Source organism: Streptomyces ossamyceticus, assembly GCF_001418475.1.
GTDB lineage: Bacteria > Actinomycetota > Actinomycetes > Streptomycetales > Streptomycetaceae > Streptomyces > Streptomyces ossamyceticus.
Genome location: NZ_LIQX01000003.1, coordinates 1 through 18755, shown reverse-complemented (window position 1 = coordinate 18755; position 18755 = coordinate 1). Strand labels below are relative to the sequence as shown.

Below are 18755 nucleotides of genomic sequence, written 5' to 3'. Positions count from 1 at the left end.
GACTGGTCGCGGTGGAGCCGACTTCATCGTAGCGCACAGGAGATATAAGTCGTACTCATTCTGGCCATGATCCATACCGAAAGCCACGGTCATCCGGGTGAGCAAATGCCTCGTATCGCGCATAAGCAGCACAACTGCTCGTCCGTCATCGGAAATCCAGCAACGAAGCGCTGCACGCACCCTTGACGTGTCACGCGATAAGGCGGCTAATTTCTTCCAGCCGATCGCAGCGCAGCCGCCTCTCCCGTCTCCGTCGACCTTCGGGCCGCCCATCCGCTCGGGGCACCCGCACACCCCCTGGAGTCCTTCATGACCGTCAACCAGTCCTCGCCCGGCCCCAAGAGAGCTCTCGGCAGGAAGCGGGCGGCATCGCTGGCCGGGTGTGCGGTCACGGTGCTGCTGACCGTGACGGCCTGTGGCGGCGGCACGGCCGGTACGACCACCAAGGACGGCTTCGCCCAGGTGCCGCAGAAGGACGGGGCGTTGACCGTCTGGGTGGACGCGACCCGGATGGACGCCGCGAAGCTGTACCAGAAGCTGCACCCGGAGGTGAAGCTGGACATCGTCAGCTACGACGGCGACGCCAACGGGTCCAACTACCTCCAGACGAAGGTCCAGTTGTTCAACCGCACCGGCAAGGGCTGGCCCGACGTCGTGTTCAGCTCCCAGAACAACGAGACCTCCTGGGCGGTCGACGCGGGCTTCGCCGCTCCGCTCAACAAGGGCCTGGTCCCCGAGTCGACGCTGGGGAAGTTCGCCAAGGGCGCCAACGACGTCTGCACGGTCGACGGCACCGTCTACTGTCTGCGCAACGACCTCTCCCAGGCCGTGCTCTGGTACAACGCCCCGCTGATGAAGAAGTTCGGCTACACGGTGCCGACGACATGGGAGGAGTACCAGAAGCTCGGCACGAAGGTGGCCAAGGAGCATCCGGGCTATCTCGTCGGTGACGCGGGGGACTCCTTCACCCCCGAGATCTACCTGTGGGCGAGCAAGTGCGGCGCCAACCACATCACCGGCCCCAAGTCCGTGTCCGTGAACACCACCAGCGAGGCCTGCACCAGGATGGCCAAGCTCCTGGACGTGCTGATCAAGAACAAGTCCATGTCCATCAGCGGCGTGTTCAGCACCGACTTCGGCAAGAACCAGGCCGACAAGGTCCTGCTCATGCCGGGCCCGGCCTGGTTCGGCGGCGCGGTCTTCAAGGACACCCTCAAGGTCCCCGCCCAGCAGATCGCGGTGGCGCCCATACCGCAGTGGCAGGGAGACGGCGCGCCGTCCACGGGCAACGTCGGCGGCGGCACCTGGCTGCTGTCGCAGCACTCCACCCACCTCAAGGCGGCCACCGACTTCCTGACGTGGGTCACCACCGACAACGCCTACCAGGGGGAGAAGGCGCCCGGCTTCCCGGCCTACGCGCCGGCGGCCGAGGCATGGCTGAAGGGTCAGGACGCCTCCGGCTACTTCGCCAGCGACCTCAGCGCCCTCTCGGCCGCCTCCTCCCAGGTGTGGCCGGAGTGGGGCTCGGGCCAGTTCAGCCAGGAGGCGATCTGGGCGTCCACGGTCAAGCCGGGCCTGACCCAGGGCAAGTCCATCGTCTCGATGCTGCCGGCCTGGCAGGACTCCATCGTCCAGCACGCCAAGTCCAACGGGTACAAGGTCGAGCAGTGACCCTCAGCCACTCCCCGTCCGGCTCCGCCGGTCGGCGCCCCAGCGGCACCGACCGGCAGAGCCGGGCCGGCATCGCCTTCGTCGCGGCCTACGTGCTGCTCCTGATCGCGTTCGGCATCCTGCCGACCGGGTACGCCGTCTACTTCGCGTTCACCGACGCCGGGGGCACCTTCACCGGCTTCAGCAACTTCGTCACCACCGCACAGGACTTCCGTTTCCTGGACGCCGTCGGCCATGTCGCGCTGTACCTGCTGTTCTGGCTGGTCTCGCTCGTGGTGTTCGTGGTGAGCCTGGCGCTGCTGCTGCACCGCCTCGCCTCCGGCACCCTCAGCAAGTCCCTGCGCTTCCTCTTCTACATCCCCGGAGCGCTCGCCGGCGCCGCGAGTGTGCTGGTGTGGCTGTTCATGCTCGACCCGACGGTGAGCCCCGTCAGCTCGCTGCTGGGCATGCTGGGGTTCGACACCTTCGGCGAGGTGATCGCGCCCGGCAACCTGCCCCTGCTGTTCACGGTCATCGCGTTCTGGACCGGCGCGGGCGGCTGGATCGTCGTCATCTACGGCGCGCTCAACAACATCCCCACCGACGTCATGGAAGCCGCGCGCATCGACGGCGCGGGCGCCTGGCAGACCGCCTGGCACATCCAGATCCCCATGCTCCGCAAGTGGATCGTGTACATGGTGATCCTGGCCTTCGCGGGCGGTGCGCAGCTCTTCGTGGAGCCGCAGCTGCTGTCCCTCGCCAGTGTGGGCGTGGCCGGACGCGACTACTCGCTGAACCAGCTGACGTACGACTTCGCCTTCCAGATGAACAACGTCAACGGCGCCGCCGCGGTCTCGGTGGAGCTCCTGGTCGTCAGTGTGTCGGCCGCCGCCGTCTTCGTCGCACGGTCGGGGTTCTTCGATGCCGACTAGTTCTTCGCGCCGCCTCGTGCCCCGGCTGCTGACCGGCTCCGTCCTGCTCGTCTTCCTGGTGTTCTTCGTGCTGCCGGTGCTGTGGCTCGTCCTCGCGGCGACCAAGACCGATCAGCAACTCGTCCACGGCAGCCCGCTCTCCTTCGGCTCCTTGCACACCCTCAGGGCCAACTGGGACGCCCTCACCGCGTTCCAGGACAACGCCGTCCTGCAGTGGCTGGGCAACTCGACCCTGTACGCGCTGATCTCGCTGGTCATCACGCTCTGCGTGGCCGTCCCGGCGGGCTACGCGATGGCCATGACCGAGTTCCGCGGCCGGCACACCCTGCTCGTCTCGACCCTGGTCGTGATGCTGATGCCGACCGCCACGCTGGTGGTGCCGCTGTTCCTGGAGATCAACGCGGTGCGGCTGATCGGCACGATGTGGTCGATCATCCTGCCGTACTCGTTCTACCCGTTCGGCGTGTATCTGACGTACATCTACTTCACCACCGCGGTACCGAAGGACCTGCTGGCGGCGGCACGGATGGACGGCTGCTCGGAGTTCGGTGTCTTCCGGCACATCGCGCTGCCGCTGGCGACACCGGTGATCGCGCTCGTCGGGTTCTTCAGCTTCGTCGCCAACTGGACCAACTACTTCCTGCCCTACGTGATGCTGCCCGAGAGCGGCCAGATGCCCATCCAGGTGGGGGTCGGGACCCTGCTCAGCAATGTGCCGTCCTTCAATCCGGCCGTCGGCACCCTCGCGATCGAACGGCCGCAGCTGGCCCTGGCGACGCTCGTGGCCATCACACCCGTACTGATCGTCTTCCTCTTCGCCCAGCGTTTCCTGGTCAGCGGGATGCTCGCCGGCGCCACCAAGGAGTAGCCCCGGTCCTCCGCCCCGACCCTGATGCCCGATCCGGCGTCGTCCGCCCGACCGTCGTCCCCGGCGCGCACCCCGCCACCCCCGAACGGAGCTCCGTCCCATGCCCTTCACCTCTTCCGGCCCCGCCTCGGGTGGGGACACCCCGGTCGCCGGGCAGCCCGCCCCGCCACCCGAGATCGAGGCGGGCGTGCCGGTGCTCGAACCGCCCGGCTGGGCCGTGTCACAACGTGCGCTGTTCGACCTGCTCGACCACGCCTGGCGCCGCTTCGCCCGCGACTTCACCGGCCCGGACGGACGGCTGAACTACACCGGGGCACTGACCACCCGCGACGGTGTGGACGACTTCTACGAGGTGTTCTTCAACTGGCCCCAGCTGTATCTCCTCGGCGGTGCGGACGATCTGCTGGCCGCCGGCGAGAAGCACTGGGAGGGCGTGACCCGGCAGCTCACCGAACTCGGCATGCTGCACGACGAGTTCGAGCGCGGCTACGACTGGTTCCACCAGGGCGAGAGCCTGCTGCTGCTCTACTTCCTGTGCATGGCCGCCCCTGACCGCTGGTCGGAACGGGCGCTGCGCTTCGCCGAGTTGTACGTCGACCCCGCCAGGGGCAACTACGACCCCGAGCACCGTGTCATCACCCGCCCGCACAACGGCAGCGACCCCGACCGCACGGGCCTGTTCGACGGCGACGTGTACCCGTGGCTGCTGAAGGAAGCGGAGACGTACGGCTTTCCGCTGGAGTGGATCCCGGAGGCGGAGGGCGGCCCGTTCCCGCTCTCCGCGGATCCGCGGCTCGGCGCGCAGATGCGGGACCGGATGGGTGTCGGCGACACCGCGGTCAACCTGGCCGCGGCCGGGCTGGTCCTCAACGCGTGGATCCTGTCGGGCGAGGACCGCTACCGCGACTGGATCGTCGAGTACGTGGACGCGTGGCGCGAGCGCACACGGGCCAACGAAGGTCTCATCCCCGACAACGCGGGCCCGGACGGTGCCGTCGGCAGTCTGCTGGACGGTCGCTGGTACGGCGGGCACTACGGCTGGTCCTGGCCGCACGGCTGGCACAGCGTGGGCCACGCGGCCTGTGTGGCGGCGCTCGCGGCGGCCACCGTCACCGGGGACGACGACTATCTCTCCATGGTCGCGACCTCGCTCGACACCCTCATCGGTCACGCCAGGGTGATGCCCCACACCGAGGCGGACTCCAGCCTCCCCTCCAAGTGGGTGGTCGAACTGGGCCCCGACATCCACACCCCGACACCGCACCTTCCGTTCCGGCACAACGACTCGGGCTGGTTCGACTACAACCCGCTCACCCCGCCCGTGCCGGTGGCCCTGTGGCACCACACGGCCTCCGACGCCGACCGCGTCCGGCTGGAGCGGCTGCGCGAGGCCGACGGTATCGACTGGCGTACCGTGCGGCCGTTCCGGGCCAAGGAGGAGTCGGGGCACGAGAAGGCATGGTTCGCGTTCCTCGCCGGTGACGACCCCGGCTACCCCGAGCGCATCCTCGCCGCCGCGCAGGCCCAGATCCACCACCGGCTGCGCCGGATGGACCGCTACCGCGACCTGGACGTGGCCGAGGCCGACATCCATGTGTGGCAGCTGTGCAACCCGGTGGTCACCGAAGCCCTCGTCCAGCTGACGTGGGGCGGCCCCCAGGTGCTCTACAACGGCGGCCTGCAGCAGGCCCGGCTGCGCTACCACGACGCCGAGGCCCGCCGCGCCGGTCTGCCACCGGAGGTCGCCGCGCTGGTCACCTCCATCGACCCCGAGGCGACCACCGTCGAACTGGTGAACCTCTCCCCCGAAGCCGAGCGCACGGTGATCGTCCAGGCCGGCGCCTTCGCCGAGCACACCATCACGGCCGTCCGGTACACCACCTGCCGGGACGACGGCTGGATCGGCGACATGTACGACTACGGTCACACCGAGCCGGTCGTCACCGAGGCGGAGCAGGACTGCGCCGACCCCTTCCTGACCGTACGGCTGCCCGCGTCCACCCGTATCCGGCTCACCCTGCGCCTCCGGCTGCGCTCCCGCACCCCCAGTTACCGCACCCCGTTCGACACCCCGGCGGGCCCGCCCTCCCAGGGCACGGAAGGAGAACGCGCATGAGGCGCATCGCGCAGACCATCAGGCTCCGCCCCGAGCACCGCGAGGAGTACCTGCGGCTCCACGCGGCCGTCTGGCCCGGCGTGGAGGCCGCCCTGCACCGGGCGAACATCCGCAACTACAGCATCTTCCTCCACGGTGACGTGCTGTTCGCCTTCCTCGAGTACCACGGCGACGACTTCGAGGCCGACATGGCCGCCCTGGAAGCCGACGCCGAGACCCGGGAGTGGTGGAGACTCACCGATCCCTGCCAGGAGCCCTGGCCCGACCGGGGCGACTCCCGCCAGTGGACGGAACTGACCGAGATCTGGCACCTCGACCCGCCAGGCGAGGACGCCACCGCCTGACACGGACCGCGCCGGACCGACCCGACTTGGAACCGCCATGACCTCCGCCCCCGCCTCCACGCCCGCCCCCGTTCTCATCGACGCGCACCACCATCTGTGGGACCTCGACCGGCGTCCGCAGCCCTGGCTCGACGACCCCGACCTGACATCGATCCGCCGCACCTTCACCCCCGACGACCTGCGCTCCACCGCGACCCGCCCCGTCGCGGGCCGTCACCTGCACGGCACGGTGGCCGTGCAGTGCATGCCGGAGGTGCCCGAGACGGAGGACCTGCTCGCCCTCGCGGAGCGGGAACCGCTGATCGAGGCGGTGGTCGGCTGGGCGGACCTCACGTCGCCGGCGATCGGCGAGACGCTCGACCGGCTGCTCGCCGGAGCCGGCGGCACGTATCTGCGTTCCCTGCGCCACCTCGTCCAGGGCGAGACGGAACCGGCCTGGCTGCAACGCCCCGATGTCGAAAGAGGGTTGGCCGCGGCGAGGGACCGCGGGCTCTCCTACGACGTCCTGGTCCGCAGCCACCAGTTCGACCAGGCGATCCGGCTGGCCGAACGCTTCCCCGACCTGCCCCAGGTGCTGAACCACGCGGGCAAGCCGGACATCGCCGGGCGCGACCTCGCCAAGTGGCGGGAGCAGGTGCGACGGCTGGCCGCGCACGAGCACGTGGTCTGCAAGCTGTCGGGACTGATCACCGAGGCCGACCACGACAGCTGGACCACCGCCGACATCCGCCCGGTCTGGGACGTGCTGCTCACGTCCTTCGGCCCGGACCGGCTGATGTTCGGCTCCGACTGGCCGGTCGCCAACCTCGCGGGCGGCTGGAACCGCTGGGCCGCCACGGTGGACGAACTGCTCACCGACTGCGCGGAGAGCGAGATCCACGCGCTCCTCGCCGGCACCGCGACCGCCTTCTACCGCCTCCCCGCCCGCGGCTGACGCACGGCGCTCGTGCCGAGAGGACTCCGGAGAACACGATGACCCTCGCCGTCCGTTACACGGCTGCCCGTACCTTGGACACGGCTCCCGCACCGAGCGTGGAGCCGGGCCCCACCGCGCCGCTCGACACGCGCGAGGAGGGCGTCATGCGACGTCGGAGCGTCGCCCGCACGTCCGTCGAACTCACCGCCCTCGGGTTCGGCGCGTCCGTGATCGGCAACCTGTACCGCACCACCTCGGCGGCCGACGCGTCGGCCGCCGTCGACGCGGCCTGGGACGCGGGCATCCGGTACTTCGACACCGCGCCGCACTACGGCCTCGGGCTCTCCGAACAGCGTCTCGGGGCGGCCCTGCGGCAGCGCCCTCGGGACGAGTACGTCGTCTCCTCCAAGGTGGGCCGCCTCCTCGTCCCCAACGAGCGTCCCCGGGGCGTCGACAGTGACGGTTTCGTCGTACGGGACGACCTGCGCCGCCAGTGGGACTTCAGCCGCGACGGGGTGCTCCGCTCCCTGGAGGACTCCCTGAACCGCACCGGCCTCGACCGGCTCGACATCGTGTACGTGCACGACCCCGACGACCACTGGCGGCAGGCCGCCGACGAGGCCCTGCCCGCTCTGGCGGAGCTGCGTGACCAAGGGGTCGTCGGGGCCATCGGCGCCGGTATGAACCAGTCGGCGATGCTCGCCCGTTTCCTGCGGGAGACCGCCGCCGACGTGGTCATGCTCGCCGGGCGCTACACCCTCCTCGACCAGTCGGCGCTCGACGACGTGCTGCCCGCCGCGCGGGAAGCGGGCAAGAGCGTCGTCGCGGCCGGTGTCTTCAACTCCGGGCTGCTCTCGCGTCCGTGGCCCGCCGACGGCATGAAGTACGACTACCAGGACGCTCCCCCGGAGCTGGTCGCCCGCGCACGGGCGATCGCGGAGGTCTGCGAGGAGCACGGCACCAGTCTTCCCGCCGCCGCCATCGCCTTCCCGACCACCCATCCCAGCACCGTCAACGTCACGCTGGGCATGCGCGACCGCGCGCAGGTGACGCAGAACGTGGCACTCCAGCGGAGCGCCGTACCCCGGGCGCTCTGGCACGACCTCCGCGAACGCGGGTTGATCAGGCAGGACGTCCCCACCACCGCCGGCGGTGTCCCCTGACACCGCTGAGGGGCAAGCGCGCCCCACGTCCCGTCGCCCCCGGCCGACCCGACCGATTACCCGGGGCGCACCGCGTCCGTCGCCAGGAAAGCCCGAACCCCCGCTTCCGCCCCTGAGAAGTCACCCGTCCGCGAACCCGCACCGAACAGCACCCCCGGAGCCGCCGCATGACCGCTTTCCCGACCGACCGTTCCAGCGGGAGGGGCAGACCATGAAGCCCTTCCCCTCCACCGTCCGCAGGCTGTCGGCCGTGCTGGCGACGGCCCTCGTCGCGACGCCGCTGACCTCCCTCACGCTGTCGCCCCCGGCCTCGGCCGCGACCCAGGCCACGTACTACGTCGCCCCCGACGGCAACGACACCAACGCCGGGACGATCTCCGCGCCGTTCAAGACCCTGCGGCACGCACGGGACGTCGTACGCACCGTCAACGACGACATGACCGGCGACATCAACGTCTATCTGCGCGGCGGCAACTACCCCGTCAGCAGCACCGTCGACTTCACGTCGGCCGACTCCGGGACGAACGGCCACCGTGTCGTGTACGCCGCCTACCAGGACGAGAAGCCGGTGCTGAACGGTGGTGTCCCGGTGACCGGCTGGACGCAGCACAGCGGGAACATCTGGAAGGCCCCGCTGGACCGCGACGACAAGCTCCGCGCGCTCTACGTCGACGGCAAGCGCGCCCAGATGGCCTCGAAGACGATTCCCTCGGCCGGCTGCCACGGCACCTACACCATCACGGCCGGCCAGGCTCCCTGGGCCTGGGAGTCGGGTTCGCAGTGCGACGGCGCCAAGTACAGCCTCGCCGATCTGCCCGCCGTCGCCGCCAACCAGGACGACGTGGAGATCAGAACGCAGACGACGTGGACGTCGGCCATCGTGGGCGTCCGCCAGATCACCACGAGCTCGGACGGCGCCAACCGCGTGGCGCTGTTCCAGCAGCCGGGCGCGGCCATCGCCCAGGGACCGCCGAACGGCAGATTCGACGCCGCCGGCACCCACACCTTCATGAACGCGTACGAATTCCTCGACCAGCCGGGCGAGTTCTACTTCGACAAGACGAAGCACACCGTCTACTACTACAAGTCGGGCTCCGAGGACATGACGTCGGCGAAGGTCTTCGCGCCGAACAACGTGTCCACCCTCCTCAGGATCGCGGGCACGTCGAGGACCGACCACGCGCGGAACATCACGTTCTCCGGGCTCACCGTCGAACACTCCGACTGGGGCCTGACCAATGTGGCGGGCTCGGTCTTCCGGCAGGGCCAGCAGGGCAACTCCGGTTCCACCGTGTACGCGAGGAAGAACTTCCACGCGTACACGTACCGCAACGTCGACCTGCCGCCGGGCATCATCCAGATCGAGAACGCGGACGGCATCGCCCTGCGGCGCAACACGGTGCAGCACACCGGCGCCGACGGGATCAACATGGTCAACGACGTGACCGACTCGGAGCTGACCGGCAACGTCACCAATGACATAGCCGGCTCCGCCATCACCGTGGGGCACCCCCAGCACGTGTACATCGGGGACTACACCTCGACCAACAACGAGAAGTACCCGGTGAACGTCGAGGGGGTCTGCAAGAACATCTCGGTCACGAACAACTACCTGTACGACAGCGCGGTGTTGTTCCAGGGGTCCAGCCCCGTGTCGGCGTACTTCGTGGACTCCCTGTCCGTGGAGCACAACCGGATCGAGAAGTCCCCGTGGGCGGGCATCACCCTCGGCTGGGGTTGGTGGAACTTCGACGGTTCGACGAACTCGATCCAGCCCGGGAACCCGACCACCACGGCGAAGAACAACACCATCAGCCACAACCAGCTCATAGACAACATGCAGGTGCTCGGCGACTCCGCTCCGATCTACACCCTGGGAGCCCAGCCGGGAACCGAGATCAGCAACAACTACATCCAGGGCGTTCCGGCCGGCCACAAGTACGGAGGGCACCCCGACGAGGGCTCCGCCTACCTCAACGAGCACGACAACGTGCTCGACGTCGACCCGGGCCTGGCCTACACCATCAACTCCGGCACCTGGGGCCGGCAGCACGACCTGACCATCATCAACACCTACGCCACCGTCAACAAGATGTCCAACAAGAACGTGCCGAACAGCACCATCCAGGATGCGCGCGCGTACCCGGACAACGTGTGGCCGTCGCAGGCGTACAGCATCGCGGTGAACGCCGGCCTGCAGGACGCCTACAAGGACCTCGTCCCCCGGAGCACCGTGGGTCTGCAGGACTACGCCCTGCCCGCGAGCACGTTCACCGGCAAGGGCGTGTCGTCCATCCCCGTCCGCGGCGTCGGTGACGCGACCAGCACGCTCTGGCTGGCGCCCTCCGGTACGACGACGTTCGCCGTCGGGCCCACGATGACGAAGGCAGCCGGAACCGCGACGAGCATCGCCGTCCCGCAGACGGCCGGTCAGTACCGCCTCTACGTCGTGGACGCCCAGGGGAACGCGTCCCCCGCGTCGAAGTCCCTCGTACGGCAGTCATGGGCCTACGTCGACGACAAGGCGGCCGGCGTGACCTACTCCGGCACGTGGTCGAACTGGAACGACACGAAGGACATGAACGGGTCCGAGAAGTTCACCAGCAGGGCGGGCGACTCCGTCCAGTACGCGTTCACCGGCTCGGGCGTGCGGTACCTCAGCATGAAGCAGCCGAACATGGGCAAGGTCGACGTCTACCTCGACGGCGCCCTGGTGCAGTCGGGCATCGACGCGTACGCCTCGACGGTGACGAAGCAGGTGGTGCTGTTCGAGAAGACGGATCTCGCCGCGGGTCCCCACACGATCAAGGTCGTGTGCACCGGCACGAAGAACACGGCCTCGTCCAACACGGTCTGCGCGCTGGACGCGTTCGCCTTCATCGCCTTCCCCGGCCAGAGCACGTTCTACAAGGTCCTCAACAAGAGCAGCGGCAAGGTGATCGACGTCTCCGGCGGATCGACCACCGCCGGGGCGAACGTCATCCAGTGGAACGACACCGCGGCGCAGAACCAGCGCTGGCAGTGGGTCTCGGTCGGTGACGGCAGCTACGAGATCGTCAACGAGAACAGCGGTCAGCTGCTGGACGTCACCGGCGGGTCCACGTCGGACGGCGCGACGATCATCCAGCAGCCCGACAACAACGCCGCGAGCCAGCGCTGGACACCGATCGCCGACGGGAACGGCTACTACAAGATCAAGAACGTGAAGAGCGGCAAGCTGCTCTCGGTGTCCAACTCGACGGCGGGCACGCAGCTCGTCCAGACGACGGACGCGAACGCCGACAGCCAGCTGTGGCGGGCGGTGAGCGTGGACTGACCCTTCAGCCACCGTGACCCGCGGCGACGGTGCCGGCCACACGTGCCGGCACCGTCGCCGTTCCCGTGGCGCGGGCTGGGCCGTGGACGCGGTGGGCGCGCTCCGGGTACTGCCGTCAGGCGTGCGGTGCGTCGGCCGGTCCGGGGCTCCTGGTGGACGCCGTCGCCGTGACCGTCCAGGTCGCCACGCCCCACAGGGAGAGCGCGGACATGAGGCCCACCGCGAGGCGGACGGTCTCGTCGGGGCCGTCGGTGAGCCAGAGGGTCGTGCCCGCGGCCCCGGAGGCGATCAGCAGGGCGGCCGGGACGCGCAGGCGGGGCTGCTCGAACACCACCGCCAACGGCAGGAAGTGCAGCCCGACCACCACCGCGACCAGCGGCGGAATGAGCACCGGCACGTCGAGGGCGCGGCACAGCGCGGCGATGGCGATGATCAGCAGCCACTGGACGCCGTTGATCTGGTTGAACCGCCGGCGCCGGTCGGCCGGGAACGGCCCCCCTGCCGAGGCGGGGAGGAAGCGGCGCGCGGCCAGCATCAGCCCCACCGTGACGACACCCCCGACGCCGATCAGGACCAGCCGCGTCGACCCGCCCCACGGGCTCGTGCCCAGCAGCCACCAGCCGAGCCCGAACAACGCGAGAAACCCCACCCCTGACTTGAACATGACCACGACCCTAGGCGGAAGCGCCGCCCGCCACCCGCGACTTTTCCACTCGTTCCCCGGTGCCGCGGCTCTCTTCCCGTACCTCAGTCGGCCGCCACGAAGAGTTTCCGCAGGGGGGAGCGCACCTCCCACTCGGTGCGCTCCCCCGCGCGCAGGCGTACGACGACACCGGGGGTGAGGTCGACGCTCTCCCCGGTCTCGAAGCGCACGGTCGCGTCTCCCTCCAGGACGACGAAGATCTCGTCTGTCTCGACGTCGCGCACGGTTCCGACCGTGAGGGCCCACACACCGAATTCCGTGCCGCCGAGGTCCCCCAGCGTTCGCGCGGCCGCGGCCGGGCGTCCGGCGAGGATGTCCTCCTCCTTCAGCGGCAGGGGGTCGAGCTCCAGCTCATGCGCGTTGACGCGGCGTTCCATCACGGCACCCTCCTCGGGTTCACGGTCTGTCGGCCCCAGTCGATCACGACCGCTCCCGGGTCACGACAGCGAGCCCGGCGGCCGGGGGACGGTGAGGGCCCCGGCCGCCGAGCGGCGGTTCAACCGTCAGCGGTCCCTAGGAGGGGGTGGCGGCGTCGTGCGCGCGGCTGCGGCGCAGACGGTCGCGGAGCAGGGCGACGCCCACGACGCCCAGGGCCACCAGGGTGGACAGGACCACCTGGTCGCGGCCGCCGCCGTCGGCGGTGTCGGTGAGCATGTAGCACAGCACGAACGTGATCATCGCGATGGTGGCCCAGGTCAGGTACGGGTAGAGCCACATCCTGACGACCAGCTTGTCCGGCGTCTCCCGCTGGATGATCCTGCGCATCCGCAGCTGGGAGAAGCAGATCACCAGCCAGACGAACAGGGCGATCGCGCCGGAGGAGTTGAGCAGGAACTGGAAGACCGTGTCCGGCCAGAGGTAGTTGAAGGCGACCGCGACGAAGCCGAAGACCACCGAGGCCAGAATGGCGGTCCGCGGCACCCCGCGGCCGGTGGTGCGGGCGAACGGGGCCGGCGCGTCGCTGCGGCGGCCGAGCGAGAACGCCATCCGGGACGCCGTGTACAGACCGGAGTTGAGGCAGGACAGCACCGAGGTCAGCACGATGGCGTTCATGATCTGGCCGGCGTGCGGGATGCCGATGGAGTTCAGCGCGGCCACGTACGAGCCGTCCTTGAGGATCGCCGGGTCGTCCCAGCGCAGCAGCGACACCACGACCAGGATGGAGCCCAGGTAGAACACCGCGATCCGCCAGATCACGCTGTTGGTGGCCTTGGTGACCGCGGCCCGCGGGTTCTCGGTCTCACCGGCGGCCAGGGTGACGATCTCGCTGCCCATGAAGGAGAAGACGACCATCAGGATGCCCGTGAGGATCGCCCCTGGTCCATGGGGCAGGAACCCGCCGTGCCCGGTGAGGTTGGACAGGCCCGTCGCCGGGTGGTCCGAGCCGGGCAGCAGACCGAAGACGGCCAGCCCGCCGACCACGATGAACGCGGCGATGGCGACGACCTTGATCCCGGCGAACCAGAACTCGAACTCGCCGTAGGAGCCGACCGAACCGAGGTTGGTCGCGGTGAGCACGACCATGACGATCAACGCCCAGCCCCACTGGGGGACGCCGGGGATCCACCCGGTGAGGATCTTGGCGCCGGCGGTCGCCTCCACGGCGAGCACCACGACCCAGAAGAACCAGTACAGCCAGCCGATGGTGAAGCCGGCCCAGCGGCCGAGCGCCCGGTCGGCGTAGGCGGAGAACGAGCCGGAGGTGGGGTTGGCCGCGGCCATCTCGCCGAGCATCCGCATCACGAGGACGACGAGGGCGCCGACGAGGGCGTAGGAGATCAGGATTCCGGGGCCTGCGGCGGCGATGCCCGAGCCGGAGCCGACGAACAGGCCGGCGCCGATGACACCGCCGATCGCGATCATCGACAGATGGCGGTCCTTGAGCCCGGCGCGCAGGCCGGACCCTTCTGGGGCGCTGTCCGTGGCGGTCGCCTGATCGAGGGTGGAGACAGGGGGACGTGTGGTCATCTCGACATCCAGAGGCAGATGGGGACGAGGGAGGGTTCCGGCGGGATCGGTCGGGGTCGCCGCGTGGATTCCGCGGGGCGGGCGTGGGAGGTGCCGGATTCGGGGCGGGTGGCGATCACGGTCGTGGGGAGGGCATGGTGGACCGCGGCCCCTGACCCGGTGGCTGCCGGACCGGTCGTGCCGGTGGCGGCGGTCAGGAAAATAGTTCAGCACGATCTAAAAAAACAAGGGGTCCTGTCGCCGGACGACCGGCATCCGCACGCCCTCCTCCGGAGCCTCTCGCCCTCGTACGACCCCCCGCGACCTCCACGAAGAGGGCCGGTCGACGCGTCCTCCAGGGCGCGAATGCCCTGATCAGGGGCGCGGTGACGCAAGCGCCGACCCGACCTCCACTCCCCGCCCCGCGAGCGACCGCGGGCAGGTCTTGTTTAACTGTTCACCTTGCTCTAATTTTTTCTGCATCGCGGTCCGCCACCGTGCCCTCCCCTCCCGACATCCCTCGCCCTGGGAGCCCCGATGCACCGCACCACCACCCCGTCGCGGGAACCGCCCGCGCCCCCACGGACCAGGTCCCGCGCCGGACCCCGGCCGCGATCAGCGGGCCGTTAGGGTGGCGCCGTGGTGAACGCAGCGGGCAAGTTCGGGCCCTACAACCAGCCGGGCCCCGCCCCCACGGCCTCGGCCATCGGTGTGGGACACGCCCGCGTGCTGCCCCTCGGCGGTCAGAGCGGATCCGATCTCGTCCGCTCCCGGATCGCGCTGCGGATCCGCCTGCGCGTGGTGCGGCCCGGTGACCGGCTGCCGGACGCCGGTGTCCTCGCCGAGGAGCTGGGGATCAGTGAGATCACCGTGCGCCGGGCGCTGGAGGGCATGTGCCAGGACGGTCTGCTCGACCGCAGGCGCGGCCGTGCGGGCGGAACCTTCGTCGCGCAGGGCTGGGACACCGTCGTCGCCCTGACGCACGACATCGAGGAGGCGGCCTCGCTGGACGCCTTCCATCTGCTGCTGGAGTGCGGCCTCGTGGCGCACGGTGCGGGAGAGGTGCCGGCCGAGCGGCTGGACGGACTGCGCGCCCTGGTCGAGGACATGGAAAGCACGGACGACCCGGCGCACCTCGCCGAGTTGGAGACCCGCTTCCATCTGGACCTCGCGGAGGTGCTCGGCGGTCCCGGGATCCGCGAGTTCGCCGCCGATCTGCTCGGCCGCCTGTGTCTGCTGCTGCCCGCGCCGCGGCCCGAGGCGGTACGGGAACGGAACGGCTGCCACGCCGAACTCCTCACCGAACTGGGACGGGGCGCGACCGATCGGGCCGTGCGGGCGGTGAAGGCGCACCAGCGTTCCGGGCACGGCTGACACCCGGTCCGGTCGGCGGCCGCCGTACCCGCCCGACAGCACGATCGTCGACAGCCCGCGCACCCATCACGCCACACCACCGCACGAGGAGTTGCCGCCATGCCCCACCCCGGAGCCGGTCCGCTGTCCCCGCCGGGACCCGCCGGCGGCGCGCCCCAGCGGTTGCGCGGCGGTGTCCTCGGCATGGCGGACATCGCGGCCGCCACCATGGCCAACGTCGGCCCGGCCATGAGCTTCTTCTTCGGCTTCGCCTTCCTCGCCACCACCGCGGGCGTGGCGTCGCCGCTGACCATCGCGGCCGCGGGCATCGCCGTCGCGCTCCTCGGCAACACGCTGGCCGAGTTCTCCCGGGCGCACCCGTCGGCGGGCAGCTTCATCACGTTCGTCGGCAGGACGTTCGGGCCGGTCAGCGCGGTGACCACGGCGCTGTTGGCGGCGGTGGGCTACATCATCGCGATGGCCGGCGTCGTCTCGATCTCCGGCGGGTTCGTACAGATCACCCTGCACCACTACACCGGCGTTGACCTGCCGTGGATCATCTGGACGCTGCTGCTCACCGGGCTGGCGGTGCTGCTGATGCTGCGCGGCGTGGTGGTGTCCACGAAGTGGGCCGGCTACTTCTTCGGCGCCGAGATGCTGGTGCTGGTCGTGGTCTCGGTGGCGGCGCTCGTGGAGCACCGGGGCGCGCTGTCCTTCGACCCGTTCCTGCCCAGCCACATCAGCGACGGTTTCAAGGGTCTGGCGGCGGGATTTCCGCTGGCGGTGTACCTGTTCATCGGCTGGGAGAACTCGGCGGCGCTCGCCGAGGAAACGGAGAACCCTCGGCGCAACGTCGGCCGCGCGGTGTTCTCCTCCGTCGCCATCATGACCGTGAGCTACATCCTGTTCGCCTACGCCACGGTGACCGGCTTCGGCTACGACGTGACCGCGCTCGGCGAGTCCCGGATCCCCTTCATCGAGGTGGCCCACGACACCCTCGGCGTGCTGGCGTTCCTCGCCTACCTCGGCGGTCTGACCTCCACCCTCGGTGTGCTGATCGCGGGCATCAACTCCCAGGCACGCCTGGTGTTCAACGCCGGACGGGAGGGACTGCTGCCGTCCTTCTTCGGCTATGTGCACCCCACCAGGCGCACCCCGAACAACGCGATCGTCACCTTCACCGCCATCGCACTGCTGATCATCGGCGGCTGGGGCCTCGGCCATCTGCTGGGCCCGGGCGGCGGCCCCATGAACCCGGTGGTCTTCTTCACCGAGTCCTCGACGCTCGGCGCCATCCTGATCCTGCTGGTGTACCTGGCGTCCAACATCGCGCTGCCGCTGTACTACCGCAGATACCGCCCGCAGGAGTTCCGGGTGGTACGGCACCTCCTCCTGCCCGCGGTGGGCACAGTGGCCATCCTGGTCCCGCTCTACTACCTCGCCAAGCCCGGCCAGCCGGCGCCGTACAGCTGGTTCCCGTACGCGGCGATCGCCACGCTGCTCGCCGCCGTCGGCTACGCGGCCCTCCTGGTCCGCCGCGACCCGACCCTCGCCGAACGCGTGGGCTCGATCGTCGCCGACGCGGACTGACTGAGACGTGCCCGGCGCGTGACACCGTTCCCAGGTCAAGGCCCTCGTTTCGAACCAGATCGAAAGGTGTCGCCCTTGGCGTCGAGTCGAGCGCACGCTGAACCGCATCAAGCCCGCATGAGACCAGGGGGAACATATGCGCGTCTTCAAGCGTGCGCTGGCGGTGTCGGCCGCCGCCGCGGCACTGATCACCGGAACGCTCACCTCGGCGACGGCGGCACCGGCTCGGTCCGGCACCAACGACGCGGCGTTGCTCGCCGATGTCTACCATCTCGTCAACCGCGGCACGGGGCGCTGTCTCGACGCCTTTTACTCCGGCGGCGGTGAGAACGGCAACGCCGTCGGGCTGTGGGACTGCAACGGCGGCATCAGCGAGCAGTGGCGGCTCGAAAAATCGCACGACTCCCTCTATCCCTACGTCCTCGTGAACGAGCGCAAGGGACGCTGCCTGGACTATCCCGCCGAGTCCGGGGGCGACATCGGCTGGCAGTTCAAGCTGTGGGACTGCAACCGTTCGGCGTCACAGAAACTCAAGCTGGTGCCCTTCGGCAACTACTACAAGATCTACATGCAGCGCAACGGGACCGCGCCGATGGACGCCTACTCCAGCAGCGGTGGCCTCAACGGCAACCCGGTCGGCATCTGGCGGGAGACGGGCAGCCCTCTCCAGCACTGGACGTTGCAGCCGTACTGAGCCGCGAGAGGGTCAGCGCCGCCTTCCCCTCCCCCGTGTCATGTCGTCCCCGGTCTCACACCGCCACCACCGGTGCTCGCAGGAGCGCGCGGGTCGCCTCGTGGGCCGGGGCGGTGAAGACCGTCGCCGTGGGGCCCGATTCCACGGTGCGGCCCGCGTCGAGGACGGTGACCGTGTCGGTGCGGTCGGCGATCAGCGGGAGATCATGGCTGATGAGTACGAGGGCCGTGCCGCGCTCCTCCCGCAGCCGGACCAGCAGGTCCATGATCGACTCGGCGGTGGCGGTGTCCAGCGCCGAGGTCACCTCGTCGCAGATCAGCACGTCCGGGTCGGCCGCCAGGGCCCGTGCGATGGCCACGCGCTGACGCTGTCCGCCGGAGAGTTCGTGCGGATAGCGGGAGGCGAACTCGGCGGGCAGACCGACGTGTTCGAGCAGTTCCGCCACCCGGGCCGGCGCCACGCCGGACGCGCACCGCCGGTGCAGCCGCAGCGGTCTGCCGAGCGCGGCGCCGACCGTACGGCTGGGGTTCAGCGCACCGAGCGGGTTCTGTGTGACCAACTGGACGCGGCGGCGCTGTTCACGGCTGCGCCCGCGCAGGCCCGTGCTCAGCGGCGCCCCGTCGAGACGGATCGTGCCGGCGGTGATCGGCTGGAGCCCGACCACGGCGCGGACGAGCGTGGTCTTGCCGGAGCCCGAGGCGCCGACGATGCCGGTCGCCGCCCCGGGAGCGACGGCCAGTGAGACACCGTCCAGCGCGGGAGCGTCCGAACGCCGGCCGAACACCACGCACAGACCGCGCACGTCGAGCACGGGGACGTCCGTCGGCCCGGTCCGGGGCTCCCGGTGCCGCAGCCGGCCCTCGACCTGGCCCTGCCCGGTGTCCCCGATCCGAACCTTCACCGCGTCTCCGGCCCGGACCTCCTTCGCGTCTCCGGCTCGCGCCTCCACCCGGCCGTCCACCGGGCCCACCGGCGCACCACCCCTGCGGGCCGTGCCGGGCAAGCCCGCCCCCGCCCGGAGTTCCACCACCTCGTCAGCGATGCGCGCCACGAGGTCGGGGTCGTGGCAGGAGAGCGCCACCGCCAGGTCGTGCTCGCGGGCGAGGTGGCGCAGCAGGTCGCCGATGTCGTCGCGGAGTTCGGGGTGGAGGCCGGCCGTCGGC

The 18755-nt window shown here is 70.0% G+C and carries 15 protein-coding genes; 11 read left to right on the top strand and 4 right to left on the bottom strand.

From position 1 onward, the window contains the following. Positions 1-309: 309 nt before the first annotated feature. From AOK15_RS00325 to AOK15_RS00290, 8 genes are all read left to right on the top strand, one after another. The gene (locus tag AOK15_RS00325; RefSeq protein WP_055511405.1) at positions 310-1671 is read left to right on the top strand and encodes an ABC transporter substrate-binding protein; all 1362 of its coding nucleotides are present in this window, start codon (positions 310-312) and stop codon (positions 1669-1671) included. Then, positions 1668-2582, top strand: coding sequence for a carbohydrate ABC transporter permease (locus AOK15_RS00320; RefSeq protein ID WP_055511403.1), 915 nt, complete (start codon positions 1668-1670; stop codon positions 2580-2582). Before AOK15_RS00325 ends, AOK15_RS00320 begins: the two co-directional genes overlap by 4 nt. Next, the gene (locus AOK15_RS00315) at positions 2572-3450 is read left to right on the top strand and encodes a carbohydrate ABC transporter permease (RefSeq protein WP_055511401.1); all 879 of its coding nucleotides are present in this window, start codon (positions 2572-2574) and stop codon (positions 3448-3450) included. The genes AOK15_RS00320 and AOK15_RS00315 overlap by 11 nt, the downstream gene beginning before the upstream one ends. A gap of 100 nt (positions 3451-3550) precedes the next feature. Then, positions 3551-5566 carry a DUF8034 domain-containing protein gene (locus AOK15_RS00310; RefSeq protein ID WP_055511399.1) on the top strand — a complete coding sequence of 672 codons (2016 nt, stop codon included), beginning with the start codon at positions 3551-3553 and terminating at the stop codon, positions 5564-5566. Beyond that, on the top strand, positions 5563-5910 hold the full coding sequence (locus AOK15_RS00305; protein WP_055511397.1) for an L-rhamnose mutarotase: 348 nt from the start codon (positions 5563-5565) through the stop codon (positions 5908-5910). The genes AOK15_RS00310 and AOK15_RS00305 overlap by 4 nt, the downstream gene beginning before the upstream one ends. A gap of 37 nt (positions 5911-5947) precedes the next feature. Beyond that, a complete protein-coding gene (locus tag AOK15_RS00300; protein ID WP_055511395.1) occupies positions 5948-6844 on the top strand; it encodes an amidohydrolase family protein in 897 nt (298 codons plus the stop codon). Positions 6845-6990: 146 nt separating this feature from the next. Next, positions 6991-7989, top strand: a complete 999-nt coding sequence (locus tag AOK15_RS00295; RefSeq protein ID WP_055511476.1) for an aldo/keto reductase — start codon at positions 6991-6993, stop codon at positions 7987-7989. 211 nt (positions 7990-8200) lie between these two features. After that, complete coding sequence (locus AOK15_RS00290; RefSeq protein WP_055511393.1) at positions 8201-11305, top strand: RICIN domain-containing protein; 3105 nt, start codon at positions 8201-8203, stop codon at positions 11303-11305. Positions 11306-11420: 115 nt separating this feature from the next. Here AOK15_RS00290 and AOK15_RS00285 read toward each other — a convergent pair whose 3' ends face one another. The 3 genes from AOK15_RS00285 to AOK15_RS00275 all read right to left on the bottom strand — a co-directional run bounded on the left by AOK15_RS00285 (position 11421) and on the right by AOK15_RS00275 (position 13976). Then, on the bottom strand, positions 11421-11969 hold the full coding sequence (locus AOK15_RS00285) for a hypothetical protein (RefSeq protein ID WP_055511391.1): 549 nt from the start codon (positions 11967-11969) through the stop codon (positions 11421-11423). An 83-nt stretch (positions 11970-12052) separates the two neighbouring features. Then, entirely contained in the window at positions 12053-12385 is a 333-nt protein-coding gene (locus AOK15_RS00280) for a cupin domain-containing protein (RefSeq protein WP_055511389.1), read from the bottom strand. A gap of 136 nt (positions 12386-12521) precedes the next feature. Continuing rightward, positions 12522-13976 carry an amino acid permease gene (locus AOK15_RS00275; RefSeq protein WP_055511387.1) on the bottom strand — a complete coding sequence of 485 codons (1455 nt, stop codon included), beginning with the start codon at positions 13974-13976 and terminating at the stop codon, positions 12522-12524. A gap of 618 nt (positions 13977-14594) precedes the next feature. Between AOK15_RS00275 and AOK15_RS00270 the strand changes: the two genes are divergently transcribed. The 3 genes from AOK15_RS00270 to AOK15_RS00260 all read left to right on the top strand — a co-directional run bounded on the left by AOK15_RS00270 (position 14595) and on the right by AOK15_RS00260 (position 17592). Next, positions 14595-15329: a FadR/GntR family transcriptional regulator gene (locus tag AOK15_RS00270; protein ID WP_055511385.1), complete on the top strand. Its 735-nt coding sequence runs from the start codon at positions 14595-14597 to the stop codon at positions 15327-15329. A gap of 99 nt (positions 15330-15428) precedes the next feature. Then, positions 15429-16898: an APC family permease gene (locus AOK15_RS00265; protein ID WP_055511383.1), complete on the top strand. Its 1470-nt coding sequence runs from the start codon at positions 15429-15431 to the stop codon at positions 16896-16898. A gap of 136 nt (positions 16899-17034) precedes the next feature. After that, entirely contained in the window at positions 17035-17592 is a 558-nt protein-coding gene (locus tag AOK15_RS00260; RefSeq protein ID WP_055511381.1) for an RICIN domain-containing protein, read from the top strand. A 55-nt stretch (positions 17593-17647) separates the two neighbouring features. On the opposite strand, the gene AOK15_RS00255 is transcribed toward AOK15_RS00260, so the two are convergent. Further along, positions 17648-18755 (bottom strand): ABC transporter ATP-binding protein (locus tag AOK15_RS00255; RefSeq protein WP_157870132.1); only part of this gene is annotated, 1108 nt, incomplete at its 5' end.

Excerpts from the sequence above, each read along its gene's own strand:
- AOK15_RS00325 (WP_055511405.1), top strand. The coding sequence starts at position 310 with ATGACCGTCAACCAGTCCTCGCCCGGCCCCAAGAGAGCTCTCGGCAGG.
- AOK15_RS00315 (WP_055511401.1), top strand. The coding sequence starts at position 2,572 with ATGCCGACTAGTTCTTCGCGCCGCCTCGTGCCCCGGCTGCTGACCGGC.
- AOK15_RS00310 (WP_055511399.1), top strand. The coding sequence starts at position 3,551 with ATGCCCTTCACCTCTTCCGGCCCCGCCTCGGGTGGGGACACCCCGGTC.
- AOK15_RS00305 (WP_055511397.1), top strand. The coding sequence starts at position 5,563 with ATGAGGCGCATCGCGCAGACCATCAGGCTCCGCCCCGAGCACCGCGAG.
- AOK15_RS00300 (WP_055511395.1), top strand. The coding sequence starts at position 5,948 with ATGACCTCCGCCCCCGCCTCCACGCCCGCCCCCGTTCTCATCGACGCG.
- AOK15_RS00295 (WP_055511476.1), top strand. The coding sequence starts at position 6,991 with ATGCGACGTCGGAGCGTCGCCCGCACGTCCGTCGAACTCACCGCCCTC.
- AOK15_RS00290 (WP_055511393.1), top strand. The coding sequence starts at position 8,201 with ATGAAGCCCTTCCCCTCCACCGTCCGCAGGCTGTCGGCCGTGCTGGCG.
- AOK15_RS00285 (WP_055511391.1), bottom strand. The coding sequence starts at position 11,969 with ATGTTCAAGTCAGGGGTGGGGTTTCTCGCGTTGTTCGGGCTCGGCTGG.
- AOK15_RS00280 (WP_055511389.1), bottom strand. The coding sequence starts at position 12,385 with ATGGAACGCCGCGTCAACGCGCATGAGCTGGAGCTCGACCCCCTGCCG.
- AOK15_RS00275 (WP_055511387.1), bottom strand. The coding sequence starts at position 13,976 with ATGACCACACGTCCCCCTGTCTCCACCCTCGATCAGGCGACCGCCACG.
- AOK15_RS00265 (WP_055511383.1), top strand. The coding sequence starts at position 15,429 with ATGCCCCACCCCGGAGCCGGTCCGCTGTCCCCGCCGGGACCCGCCGGC.
- AOK15_RS00260 (WP_055511381.1), top strand. The coding sequence starts at position 17,035 with ATGCGCGTCTTCAAGCGTGCGCTGGCGGTGTCGGCCGCCGCCGCGGCA.